The 11,371-nt window shown below is 64.8% G+C and carries 9 protein-coding genes and 1 pseudogene; 6 read left to right on the top strand and 4 right to left on the bottom strand.

From position 1 onward, the window contains the following. Positions 1 to 147 precede the first annotated feature (147 nt). From ACFW6D_RS11790 to ACFW6D_RS11800, 3 genes are all read left to right on the top strand, one after another. Positions 148 to 2,325: a malate synthase G gene (locus tag ACFW6D_RS11790; protein ID WP_379327308.1), complete on the top strand. Its 2,178-nt coding sequence runs from the start codon at positions 148 to 150 to the stop codon at positions 2,323 to 2,325. A gap of 573 nt (positions 2,326 to 2,898) precedes the next feature. After that, positions 2,899 to 4,260 (top strand): alpha/beta hydrolase, encoded by a 1,362-nt coding sequence (locus tag ACFW6D_RS11795; protein WP_379327310.1) that lies wholly within the window; start codon positions 2,899 to 2,901, stop codon positions 4,258 to 4,260. Between the two features lie 86 nt (positions 4,261 to 4,346). After that, positions 4,347 to 4,520 carry a hypothetical protein gene (locus ACFW6D_RS11800; protein ID WP_379327312.1) on the top strand — a complete coding sequence of 58 codons (174 nt, stop codon included), beginning with the start codon at positions 4,347 to 4,349 and terminating at the stop codon, positions 4,518 to 4,520. A gap of 312 nt (positions 4,521 to 4,832) precedes the next feature. Here ACFW6D_RS11800 and ACFW6D_RS11805 read toward each other — a convergent pair. The 3 genes and pseudogenes from ACFW6D_RS11805 to ACFW6D_RS11815 form a co-directional block, all read right to left on the bottom strand. Continuing rightward, positions 4,833 to 5,138: pseudogene (locus ACFW6D_RS11805) on the bottom strand (M91 family zinc metallopeptidase); the annotation flags it as partial. A gap of 120 nt (positions 5,139 to 5,258) precedes the next feature. Further along, positions 5,259 to 5,498 (bottom strand): hypothetical protein, encoded by a 240-nt coding sequence (locus ACFW6D_RS11810; protein WP_379327314.1) that lies wholly within the window; start codon positions 5,496 to 5,498, stop codon positions 5,259 to 5,261. Continuing rightward, the gene (locus tag ACFW6D_RS11815; protein ID WP_379327316.1) at positions 5,499 to 6,056 is read right to left on the bottom strand and encodes a hypothetical protein; all 558 of its coding nucleotides are present in this window, start codon (positions 6,054 to 6,056) and stop codon (positions 5,499 to 5,501) included. It lies immediately after the preceding gene. 230 nt (positions 6,057 to 6,286) lie between these two features. Between ACFW6D_RS11815 and ACFW6D_RS11820 the strand changes: the two genes are divergently transcribed. Beyond that, entirely contained in the window at positions 6,287 to 7,099 is an 813-nt protein-coding gene (locus ACFW6D_RS11820; protein WP_379327318.1) for a CPBP family intramembrane glutamic endopeptidase, read from the top strand. Positions 7,100 to 7,350: 251 nt separating this feature from the next. On the opposite strand, the gene ACFW6D_RS11825 is transcribed toward ACFW6D_RS11820, so the two are convergent. Next, positions 7,351 to 8,256 (bottom strand): GNAT family N-acetyltransferase, encoded by a 906-nt coding sequence (locus ACFW6D_RS11825; RefSeq protein ID WP_379327320.1) that lies wholly within the window; start codon positions 8,254 to 8,256, stop codon positions 7,351 to 7,353. Between the two features lie 269 nt (positions 8,257 to 8,525). On the opposite strand from ACFW6D_RS11825, the gene ACFW6D_RS11830 reads away from it, so the two are divergent. After that, entirely contained in the window at positions 8,526 to 9,764 is a 1,239-nt protein-coding gene (locus ACFW6D_RS11830; protein WP_379327322.1) for a PQQ-binding-like beta-propeller repeat protein, read from the top strand. A gap of 108 nt (positions 9,765 to 9,872) precedes the next feature. Further along, complete coding sequence (locus ACFW6D_RS11835) at positions 9,873 to 11,297, top strand: hypothetical protein (protein ID WP_379327324.1); 1,425 nt, start codon at positions 9,873 to 9,875, stop codon at positions 11,295 to 11,297. Positions 11,298 to 11,371 lie beyond the last annotated feature (74 nt).

Below are 11,371 nucleotides of genomic sequence, written 5' to 3' on the forward strand. Positions count from 1 at the left end.
GTCAGTACATTAATTGCCCGCGCACCTACAATCAAGGGAATGGTCCGAGCCCGCAGGGCGTTCGAACCCACACGAGGTGTCACCTCTACCCACGGGTAACATGACATCGACTTTTCCCACCCGGTTTTCACCAAAGTGAGGCAGTAGATGACAGAGCGGATTCAGGTCGGCGGGCTCCAGGTGGCGAGCGTTCTTCACGATTTCATCGAGAACGAGGCGCTCCCCGGTACCGGCGTAGATTCCGCCGCGTTCTGGGCCGGCGCCGAGCAGATCATCAACGACCTCGCCCCCCGCAACCGCGCGCTGCTCGCCGAGCGCGACGAGTTCCAGGGCAAGCTCGACGCCTGGCACGGCGAGAACCCGGGCGCAGGCTACGACAAGGCCGCCTACAAGCAGTTCCTGACCGAGATCGGTTACCTCAAGCCCGAGCCCGCGCCGTTCCAGATCACCACCGAGAACGTCGACACCGAGATCGCCACCACCGCGGGCCCGCAGCTCGTGGTGCCGGTGATGAACGCGCGCTTCGCGATCAACGCCGCCAACGCGCGCTGGGGTTCGCTCTACGACGCGCTCTACGGCACCGACGCCATCCCCGAGGCCAACGGCGCGGAGAAGGGCAGCGGCTACAACCGTGTGCGCGGCGACAAGGTCATCGAGTGGGGCCGTAACTTCCTCGACGACGCCGTCACCCTGATCACCGGCTCGCACATCGGTTCCTCGTACTACAAGATCGTCGACGGCGAGCTCGAGATCGGCCTCGAGGACGGCACTGACATCGGCCTGGCCGACCCGTCGCAGCTCGTCGGCTACCTGGGCGACCCCGAGGCCCCGACCTCGATCCTGCTCAAGCACAACGGGCTGCACATCGAGATCCAGGTCGACGCCACCTCGCCGATCGGCTCCACCGACACCGCCGGTGTCAAGGACATCGTCCTGGAATCCGCGCTCACCACGATCATGGACTTCGAGGACTCGGTCGCCGCGGTCGACGCCGACGACAAGGTCGTCTGCTACCGCAACTGGCTCGGCCTGATGAAGGGCGACCTGGCCGAGGAAGTCGCCAAGGGCGGCAAGACCTTCACCCGCACCATGAACCCCGACCGCGTGTTCACCGCGCTCGACGGTTCCGAGCTGGTCCTGCACGGTCGTTCGCTGCTGTTCGTGCGCAACGTGGGCCACCTGATGACCTCCGACGCGATCATCGACGCCGAAGGCAACGAGGTTCCCGAGGGCATCATGGACGGCCTGATCACCTCGCTGATCGCCGTGCACTCGCTCAACGGCGACAACACCCGCCTGAACTCGCGCACCGGCTCGGTCTACATCGTGAAGCCGAAGATGCACGGCCCCGACGAGGCCGCGTTCACCAACGAGCTGTTCGGCCGGATCGAGGACGTCCTCGGCCTGACCCGCAACACCCTCAAGGTCGGCATCATGGACGAGGAGCGCCGCACCACGGTCAACCTCGCCGCCTCCATCGAGGCCGCCAAGGACCGCGTCGTCTTCATCAACACCGGCTTCCTCGACCGCACCGGCGACGAGATCCACACCTCCATGCTGGCCGGACCGATGGTCCGCAAGGCCGAGATGAAGGCCCAGACCTGGATCACCTCCTACGAGGACTGGAACGTCGACACCGGCCTGGCCAAGGGCCTGCCCGGCAAGGCGCAGATCGGCAAGGGCATGTGGGCCATGCCCGACCTGATGGCCGCCATGCTCGAGCAGAAGATCGGCCACCCCAAGGCAGGCGCCAACACCGCCTGGGTCCCCTCGCCGACCGCCGCCACCCTGCACGCCACCCACTACCACCTGGTGGACGTGTTCAAGCAGCAGTCCCAGATCGCCAAGGGCGGCCCGCGCGCCACCGTCGACCAGATCCTCGAGATTCCGCTGGCCCAGTCCACCGACTGGACCGAGGAGGAGAAGCGTCAGGAACTGGACAACAACTCCCAGGGCATCCTGGGCTACGTGGTCCGCTGGATCGATCACGGTGTCGGCTGCTCCAAGGTGCCCGACATCAACGACATCGGCCTGATGGAAGACCGTGCCACGCTGCGCATCTCGAGTCAGCTGGTCGCCAACTGGCTGCGTCACGGCATCGTCACCGAGGCCGACGTGATCGCCAGCCTCGAGCGGATGGCCCCGGTCGTCGACCGTCAGAACGCGAACGACAAGACTTACCGCCCGCTGGCCCCGAACTTCGATGACAACATCGCGTTCCAGGCCGCCAAGGAGCTGGTCCTGGAAGGCACCACGCAGCCCAACGGTTACACCGAGCCGATCCTGCACCGGCGTCGTCGTGAGTTCAAGGCTGCGCAGAAGTAGAGATGGCGAGTGATTGAAAAGTAGCTCGTAGCAGAACTTTTCGTTCGAGGGCCCGTTTCGGAGGAATCCGAGGCGGGCCCTTTTCGTCGTCATCGGAGATCGCCTCGGATACCGGCGTGTCACGCCGCAGCGAATTCGTTGGTCGTGACCGTTCGAAGCCGGGCTGCCGCCATGGTTCCACTGATCATTCGGATGCCCGATCGGTTCGGCCGGTCGCGCTGAGTGGTGCTATGTCAGCCGAGCCGACTGATCACCGATGAGGTATGCCGACGGATCGAACATCTGTGGTCGCTGGATCACGCAGCAGGCCAAGGGAATCCGTGCCCGATTCGGTACAGTGACGTACGCGATAGTCGTCCGGGGGCAGGGCGGGATGGTCGTGCTGAGAAGCGGGGGAAAGCTGTGCGTACTTCGATGACGTTGCTGTGTGTGGTGGCCTTGGCACTGTTCCTCCTTGGAGGTTCGCCGTCGATGGCTGCCCCCGGAGCCGGATTGCGCTGGGGCCCGTGTCCCACGGAGGCGGGTGCGGGTGACGCGTTGTGTACGACGGTGACGGTTCCGATGAACTACTCGGTGCCCGACGGCGAACAGATCGAGCTCACGGTGAGCCGGATGCGGCCAGTTGGATCCGACCAGGGGCGCGGCGTGCTGTTCGCGGGCCAGGGCGGGCCGGGAGTGGACGCGCTGAACTTCTGGTCGTCGCGTGATTCTCGAGTGCCCGCGCTGCGGGAGTTCGACCGTATCGCTGTCCAGCCGCGCGGCCTGCGCTGGTCGACGCCGCTGCGCTGCGCTAAAACGGTGGTGGTGATCCTGCCGGTGACCGACCGTGCCTCGTGCGAGGCCGCTGCGCCCGACTACCCGGGGACGCTCACCACCGAGACGCTCGCTCGCGATCTCGAGCAGGTGCGCAGGGCGCTCGGTACCGAACGGATCAGCTTCTATGGCGTGTCCTACGGGACGGCCCTGGGCGCGGCGTATGCGACGTTGTTTTCCGAACGGGTCGACAAGATGGTGCTGGACGCCAACGTGAACCCCGATTGGGTCTGGGGCGAGCAGTTCGCACGTGGGTGGCAGGTCAGGGAGACCGCGATCTACGAGCTGTTCGACTGGATCGCCGCGAATGATGCCATCTACGGCCTCGGTGCGACCCGGCGTGCCGTCGCGGGTGAATGGGCGCGGCAGGTCGATGCTCAAGGCGGGGGCTGGCAGGCGCGACTGGATCCCGCGCTCGGAGGTGCTCTTGGTGCGCTCGTCGACGGAGGCGGCGAGGTCGGCTCAAATGAGCTCTCGGGGCGGGTGGCGAACCTGGTGCAGTCGGTGCGTCAACCGGGCGCAGGGCAGAGCCTGACGCAGATGGCCACCGGCGCTGCGGTCTACTGGCGCAACTACTGGCCGTATCTGGCTGAAGGCATGCGCCGGTACAAGGACGATCCGCGGCACACCGAGTTCCTCTCCTATGTGGCGTCTCGGCTTTCCCTCGACCCGACCTCAGGTTGGGTCTACGATGCGATCACGTGCAATGAGGCGGGGGCCGTTCCGCCGGCCGGGGTCGCTGCCTTGGTCGAATTCGCCAAGGGGGCAAGCTATTTCCAGTTTGCCGCCGAGCTGCAACGGTCCGGCGTGCTGTGCTCTGGGTGGCCGTCGTCGGCGCAGCGGTTGGCGTTCGACGGGCGCGGGCTGGCACAACCTCCGCTGATCGTGCAGACCTCGGCGGATGCAGCCACCCCGGCTGCGGGCGGGCTCGCGATGGCTGCCGTGCTCGGCGGGACGCTGATGCGGGTCGACGGTACCGACCACGGTTCGTTCGCGCGCTACAACCCGGCTGTCGACCGGGCCGTCCTGCACTACCTCGTCACCGGCGAGTTCACCCTCACCCACGCACCCGCAGCACCGATCACCACCCCCAGCCCGCCATCTGCGGTCCCTGGGGATTGAACGAGAGGCCACTTCGACGTCCGCGTACCTGTCCGCGTAGAGCGGTTTCGGCCTCGGTCAGCTCATGGCCGGTTGCCTACCCACAATTGTCGAGCAGCTCGACGACCTGGCTGACCATCCCCTTGCTGACGCCGAACCGACTGATGGCCTGGACGTATGTGCTCGCGGTCGTGGAGTATCGGCCGTATCTGCCGCCGTCAGGAGAACGGATCGTGCCGTTCATCGGGTCGATGGACCGAGGAATCGCCATGTCGAAATAGCGAGAGCTCTGGTCTCCGACCGTGACAGCTGGTCAGCTCCGCGACGCCACTCCATACAGGTTCGCACCGTGTGCACGGGGCTGCATATGTTCACTTGCTCGTTGAAGTCGAAATCCATTGCCTCATAGAGGTTTGAGTGTTTCTGCTGGCGTGGTTGATCGACAGTGGGTGGTACGACGCCGATGCAGAACACCGCGCGGTAGGGGCGCGGGGGCATCGGCGCAAGGAAGTCGTCGTCGTCTGCGAGCAGCGGATGGTTGCCCATGAAGGGGACGGGTACATCGAATTCCTCGTTGACCGTCTGGCCTGGATTCACCCGCAGCGTGGCCGGTCGTGGTGGCGGGGCGTAGGCCGGCACCGGGCATTCGGGGGGTGGTGTATCTGCGGCGGCTGATCTCGACGATGCCGTCGCTTCGCGGGACAAGGTTGGCCGGAGTTGCTGTCGATCGTGTCTTCGCCTGCGTACGAGCCGCCGCGGAAGGTTCGGTGTGTGAAGTCGTTGGCGTGCGCCAATTCGTGAAAGAGAATGACGGACGGCGTTGTCGTATTTCCCCACGGGTTCTTCGCATTTTCGACGCCCAGATCGGTGGTTCGTGGGTCGTATTCCACAGTCACACTCGTTCCGGCACCCGGTGGTCACGGTCCAGTCGTCACCGACCGTGAGACCAACTCCTTCGGCATCACCGACCCGAGCCAACGCCACGCCCCGGTAACACGTGATCGTGCTGGCACCAGCGATCATCGCCTCGGCGAGGGCGGTGATCGCTGGGCGAGTTCGGTTCCCGCGTCGTGGTCCTCGCCGATCCGGTTGTAGGCAGCCCAATATGCGTCACCGTGCCGATGCAAGCCCGCGGACTGGATATCGGTGCGCAACCGGTCGATACCGGCGGTGAATTCCTGGTTCTGGGTCAGGATCCGCTGCCCGGCGTCGGCGAGCCGGGCCGGATTCCACTGGTTGACCTCGGCGCGAGTCGGCATCTATGCCCCACCCAGTGCGGTGATGCGCTTGCTGAACTCGAAGGTGTCGGCGTTGCCTCTGGCGATCTGTGAGATCCTGCGGCACCGGCTGCCCATTCGTCGGAACGCGGTCTCGGTGACCTCTCCGGAACTGGCGCAGATATCGGCGAGGTCCGCGCCGGGAAGCGCGGCACCGAAGCGTTCGCGGCAGTCCGGAGCTCGAGTGCGTCCAGCGCTCCGGCGACTGACCTCCATCGACGAAGTCAGGCTTCGCAATTCGTCGGGATCCACGTTCAGCATCACAATCCCCTTCAGGACCGAGCTTCCCAACCCCTTCATGCACGGTACCGCATGGCCTTTTGCGGAACGCTGACACTGCGCGATCGAGGCGGGAACCCGACCATCGCGAACCACCAAGGCCGAACTCCGCTCGGGCGGGTAGCTGCGGTCGGCGACAAACCCCTGATCAGGGCTGTCTTCGTTGATTTGCTCGATGGGCCAAGTGCTGGGCCGACGATCCTGCACCGGCGTCGTCGCGAGTTCAAGGCTGCGCAGAAGTAGTGCTGCCTCTGCTGTCACCGGAGATCACCTCGGATACCGTCGAGGTGACGCGGGTAGGGGAGCTTTCAGGGTAGAAATCCGGGTCTTTCCCGGATTCGGAGAACCGAAACCTATTGCTACGGTCCGTGCATGAACCATGCTGCCTGCTTGTCGACAACGAATTCTGGTCTGTGTGGCCCGTTGTCGACGTCGAGAGCGAAGCGAGGACGGGTAGGCGAGGAATCTGTCGACAGCGCCGACGGGCAGTCATGATGACAACCCGTGCGCGCGGCAGTGCTACCGGATCGAATTTCATGGAAGTCGCGTGGTTCTTCGCGATCGCCACCGTGCTGTGCTACGCGCTGTCCGTTCCGATGGTCTTCGGGCTGGTCTCCACGGACTTGAACAACCTGATCGTTCCGATTCTGCAATTGACCCCGCTGCTCGCTGCGGTCATCATGTGGCGCGCCCGACGACCCGGAACGTTCCGAGAAACATTCGCCACCGGGTGGCGCGGCACACCCAAGTGGGCGGGCATCGGCATCGGCATCATCGCCGCGATCGCCGCCATCCAGGCCTGCATCGCACTGGCATCGGGGATCTGGCCGCTCAACCCGCTCGACGAGATCTTGGCGGCGACAGTTTGGGTCGTTCCGGTCTTGGTGCTGCAGTCGGTATTCGCTATCGGAGAGGAGTTCGGCTGGCGCGGCTGGCTTGCGACCCGCGCCGCGTCGTGGGGATTCTGGCCGCTGGCCCTTGTCAGCGGTCTGGTCTGGATCGTCTGGCACCTGCCGGTGCTCGCCGTCATCGGAGACCGCCCACCGTGGGACATCGTCATCTATTTCGCGGGGATGCTGCCGTGGGCACCGCTGCTGCTCGCGCTTCGTTGGCGGTCGGGGAGTGTCTGGCCGGCAGTCATAACGCACGGAGCGATCAACAGCGTCCGGGTGTACTTGCTGCAATCGGTTCCCGATGCGACAGATCATCTGCTGATCGAAGTGATCGGCTGGGTGTTGACGCTCGCCGCCGCGGTGTGGCTGATGCGCGCGAGCCCGGCGCCGGTCGTCCAGGGAGCCGTTTAAGCTCGCGCCCTTCCACCGCTCGGCAGCAAAGAGCGGGAATCCCCGCGACCGACGACGCCCCCTGGACCGATCGCAGCTCGTTCCGACCGGACCGGACGCTTCTGGAGTCAGAGACGTAGCCGTGTGTGACCCACCGATCGCCGCCGACCACTACGCCGGCCGGATCGAGTACGTACTCGTCAAGAGCGAGAACTTCATCTACAGGCGCACCGGCGTCGCGTACTGCTTCCGCGAAAAGTAGCTGCGCCGGATCAGGGAAGCCGCTGGGTGACGGACCCGATGAGGTCGGGGACGGGTTCGCTCGTGGTGAATCCGGCTGCGAGGTAGGTGGCGAGGGCTCCGGGGGTGGAGTTCTCGGCGACGACGACTGCGGCAGAAGCGTTGTGCTGCTGCAGAACCCGCGCGGCGGCGAGGGTGATGGCCGTGCCGTAACCGTTGCCGTGGTGCTCGCGGTGCACTCCCATCGGTTCGATGAGTCCGGGGCGTCCGTCTCCGGCCGTCCAGACGGTGGCGACGGCGACGGGCCGGTCGGTGTTGTCGTAGCCGATGAGGTGGTGGGCGAGGTGTGCGAACGGGCCTGTTGCCATGGTGGTCCACCGTTGGGTGAGCCGCTGCCTGTCCTCGCTGCTCGGCGTTGTTCCCTTGAACGCAGCACAGTGCACCGAGGTCCACTGTGCTGCGTCGTCGAGGCCGATCTCCTCGACTCGCAGCGCCGCGTCGCGCGGATTCGCGGGGACGGGGGTGCGCAGGTCGAGCTGTAGCGGCGTCCAGGGTTGACCCTCGTCCCACCCTCGGGCGCGGAGCCGCTGCCGCAATGCGAGCGCGCCGCGGGCTTCGACGGTCACCGTTCCTGGTGGAAGCACTCGACCGCTCGTGAGATCGGCTTCGATCTGGAGCGCGAGTTCGTCATCGTCGAGGGCTGAGGGGTCCATCGCCATGCGGAAGAGATCCTCGCCGTCGAACATGCCGATCGCGACGATCGTTTCATCGACCGTCCAGCACCGCAGATCCGCGGCGGATTCGTCGGCCCCGACCATCGAGTGCCAACCCAGGTCTCCGGGATGCAGGAATCCCTTCCAGTCAACGGTCTGCCACTCACTCAGCGTTCTGGTGATCCCGGCGAGCTGAGCAGCAGTCGGTGTGGTGAGAGTGGTCATCTCTTCCATCCTATGAGCTTCGTTCGCCCATGCCGGTCTCATCAGCAACTATGAGTCAGCGGTAGACCAGTGGATGTTGATAGGCTCCCGCCGGGCGATGTGAACAGCAGCGGCCCAGTATGAGGGGGCCGAAGTTGCGCGGGTTGGTTACTGCTGGGATTGTCGTTGCGGCGCTGGTCATCTCAGGATGTGCCGGCACGGGGAAGCAGCAGGGCTACCCGATTCCCGCCACCACATCATCATCTTCGCCGACCACGACGACTACGACGGTGAACAAGCCCGCCGTGTGGACGATCGACGGTGAGGTCGGCGCGGAGGAGATCGCCGTGGTGGGCGAGATGGTTCTCGTCCCGCTCGAGACGTCGCTGGTCGCGGTCGACCGTGTCACCGGTCAGCAGCGGTGGCGTCGAGATCAGAAGATCGCCGATGGTGGCTGGTTCCGATACCGGATCCGTGGCGAGTTGATCGTGCTCTACGAGGGCAGGGCCGCATCCGATGACCCGATCTTGGTGGAAGTGATCGAGGCGGCCACCGGCCGCACCCGGTGGCAGGGGAGTTCCCATCGGGTGAATGTCTACGGCGACGCGGTGTACCAGACCGACTGCACGGGGTTGGGCACGCGGGATGTGCAGTGCACCACGATGCGTCGCGCTATCGGTGATGGAAAGCCGACGTGGCCGCACCCGGCGACCGGCACGCTCGGTGACGACGTGATCGGAAACTGGCACCAGCTGGCGCCACCGGAATCGGAGTATCTGCCTGTCTGGTTGGGGCCATCGACCCCGGTTCCTAGTGATCGGCCCTGGGGTTTGGTTGCGACAGCGACCGGCAACGTTCTACCCGGACGCGGTCCAAGTCACGCCTGGTATGCGTTCAGCGCCGGTGACCTGCTGGTGATCACCAACCACGACAGGGACGAGTACCGCTGCGAAATCGGCCTGGAGGCCATCAGCGGGCCGACCGGGACGCGGCAGTGGGAGAAACCTGTCCACGCTGGTCGATACAAGGATAAGGACGCTTGCCGGAAGCGGCTGAGTGGTTCGGAGCAGAGCCAAATGATCGGAAGTGGTTCCCGGATAGCGGCTGTCACCGCCGACCGGACTCCGCAACTGTTCGATTTGGCAACAGGTTCGACGGTGTGGGCAGCGGCTGAGCGCGGGAGCCCCATCGATGGCGACGAACGGTCGCTGCTGGTCGGCGAATTCGCCGACCAGGGTGCCTTGTCGTTACTGGATCTCGAGACAGGCGCGAAGAAGTGGTCGATACCTGATCCGGGCTTTTCCCCACACCCGAGCGAACGCAACACGTTTCTGGTCGGTGATCGGGTTGTAGTGGGCGCAACGATCCGGATGGGCAATTCCGGCGGACCGGCGGTGATCGTCTACGACCGCGAAACCGGTCGCGAAGTAGATCGCTACGTCGGCTATCTGCAAGGTGCGGGCGCTGACTGGGTTGCTGTGCTGGTGACCGAGTACGGCAAACCTGACACGATCCAGTTCCACGGCTGACGAAGTCGTGAGCCAGCCACGAGCTGCGTACATGCTGAGTTCGATGTCGGTGGCCGGTGTAACAATGCCGCCCAACAGGTTTCGAAGTTCATACGGTGGAGGACGGCTGTGGGGTTCGCCATTATCGCGGGCGCGATGTTCACATCGGTCATCGCGGTTGGGGTGGTTACCGATGAAGGGTGGGGCGAGGGGTGGTCGTGCGTCGCGTTCGCGGCGTTCATGTGGCTGTTCGGCCTGCCCGCTCTCGATGAATGGTTCGCCCGTCCCAACGCTCGAACAAGTGCTCAGCCGACGGTCGTCCCCGTTCGTAGGGAGCCGACCGGGGATGCGGCCGCCGCTCTCGCTCGATTGACCGCCATGTTGACCGCCGACCCGTGGGTCGCGATGACGGCGGACCCTGTTGAGTTGATACAGCGCCTCGGCCCGAACGGAATCGGACGCTTGGCGTGGGTCGACGGCGTCGACAGCATCGACGACCTACTCATCTCGCTCGCGTTGACCGACGGCTTCCCACCCGGAGTGTCCGACCAGCGGCTGCGCGCATCCCTTCGAGTCCTCGACTGGATCGACCCTGAGACAGGTGAAGTCGAGGAGATTCCCGATGAGGCATATCTCGATGAGGTCGCACTACAGCAGCTTCTGAGCGAGGTCGGGGCGTGCTGCCTCGAGTTCGGTACCGCAGCTGTGTTGCTCGGGGAGGTGGGTGAACGTGGTCTGGTATTCCTGTCGTACGAGCTGACCGATCAGTTCGAAAAACTGTCTGCGACAGCTGGATTAGCGGTCCAGCCGATAGGGGTCGAGCTGTGGCGACAGCGTGGCTGCCCGACGCAGCTTGCTGGTGAGACCGCAGATCTGATCGACGAGTTGGTTGATCTGTCCCTGTCTGGCGGTGAGTCGGCGCCAACTCGCCGTGAAGACGAATGGTGTCCGCATCCATGGTGTTTCGCGCCCTGGCACGGCTTGCCCGCCACCTGGGTGATCCCCGCAAAGGAAGGCCATGAGGTAATTCTTTGTCCTGGGTCGACGTTCGTTGGCGTGTTCACCCCGCCGACGGAACATGAACTGTGGCAATGGAGCGCCGCGAGCGAATACCGCGGGCGTGGCCGGACGGCGGTCCGTATCGGTGTCCGTCTGCTCGTTGTCGCCGTCGTTCTCGGATCCTTCGGTCTGCTCAACTGGGTGGCAACGGCCCGTGCGGCGGCCGTTACCGAGCGCCGCCGCGACTACGCGGCCTTTCTCGTCGTGATCGCGGCGAACGGATTCTTTTGGATTTCCGTGGCGATTGCTCCCGAGACAGACGCGTTGACAGAGTTCTGGAACATCCCCACGGTCGTGCTGGTCGCGACCACTGTCATCGGTACGCTGCACTATCTTGTCGCCGATCTCTGTCATGCCTACCGCATAAAACGGACGCTCCGAACCCAGCCTCTCCCTGAACCCATGCTCGAGCCGCGCAGTTTGTCGGCGAGTTCGACGACCGTTGCGCCAGGCAGCACAGACGGTCGCCGATCCGCCGTTATCGACATCGCGTAGCCATATACCCCGACCTTCGAACACGACAGTGGCCGGAGATCGCCTCGGATACCGGCTCGTCGGGTATTTCGCTC

The organism is Nocardia sp. NPDC058705 (assembly GCF_042749305.1).
In the GTDB taxonomy this organism is placed as follows: Bacteria; Actinomycetota; Actinomycetes; order Mycobacteriales; family Mycobacteriaceae; genus Nocardia.